General features: G+C 49.4%; 1 protein-coding gene. It reads left to right on the forward strand.

The window, feature by feature from the left end; genetic code table 11:
- Positions 1-120: 120 nt before the first annotated feature.
- A complete protein-coding gene (gene cbiM / locus COY37_RS00255; RefSeq protein ID WP_286677680.1) occupies positions 121-843 on the forward strand; it encodes a cobalt transporter CbiM in 723 nt (240 codons plus the stop codon).
- The last annotated feature ends 164 nt before the right edge of the window (positions 844-1,007 follow it).

Consider the following 1,007-nt stretch of genomic DNA (forward strand, 5'->3'; position numbering starts at 1 on the left):
GACCCTCCTGCATAAGCAGAAGGTTTCTGCGCCCAAGATTCTTCAGTCGCATTCGCTCCTTCAGAATGACATGCACAGAAAGTAGGATGTCGCGGTACTAGTTTTAGAAAGGAAGAAAAGATGCATATACCAGATGGTTATTTAAGTCCGCAAACAAGTGGCGTGTTGCTGGCAGCTATGACTCCTATTTGGATTAAGGCCTCGCAAAAAGTAAAAAAGACGCTTAAGGCAAAACAGGTACCGCTTTTAGCGATTGGCGCTGCCTTTGCATTCACCATTATGATGTTTAACGTACCGCTGCCCGGAGGTACGACGGGGCATGCGGTGGGAGGTACGCTTGTAGCGATTGTCCTCGGACCATGGGCGGCTACAATTGCGGTTACGATTGCGCTTGTTGTCCAAGCTATCTTCTTTGGAGACGGAGGCATACTCGCTATTGGCGCCAATTGCTTTAACATGGCCTTTGTGCTGCCCTTTGTAGGCTATTATGTATACCGGGCGATAAGCAGCAGGGTAAAAGATAACTCCCGCCTACAGGTACTCGCGGCCGCCATCGGCTCTTACGTCGGTATCAATGTAGCGGCTTTGGCAGCAGCAATTGAATTTGGTGTACAGCCATCACTTTTTCACACAGCAAGCGGCGCAGCTCTTTATGCGCCGTACCCACTGTCGATAGCCATTCCGGCAATGGTAATTCCGCATCTGCTCGTGGCAGGTGTTGTTGAGGCTATTGCGACCGCTGGTGTGGTTGCTTACTTGCAGCGATCGGATGAATCCCTGTTGAACGCAGAGCAGATAAAAGCAAAATCAAATGGCTCACCCGAGCTTATTGCCCAACCGTAGTTAAAGCATAAGGAGGAAAAACTATGTGCGGTGATACTACAAAAAGTAAAGCAAAGCTCTGGATTGGTCTTGTTGTTATGATAATTCTTACCCCCCTAGGACTGTTGGCATCTGGAACAGCGTGGGGCGAATGGGGCGCTGATGGGGTAAAAGGACTTATCGGT

The organism is Candidatus Aquicultor secundus, assembly GCF_002791875.1.
Classification (GTDB): domain Bacteria; phylum Actinomycetota; class Aquicultoria; order Aquicultorales; family Aquicultoraceae; genus Aquicultor_A; species Aquicultor_A secundus.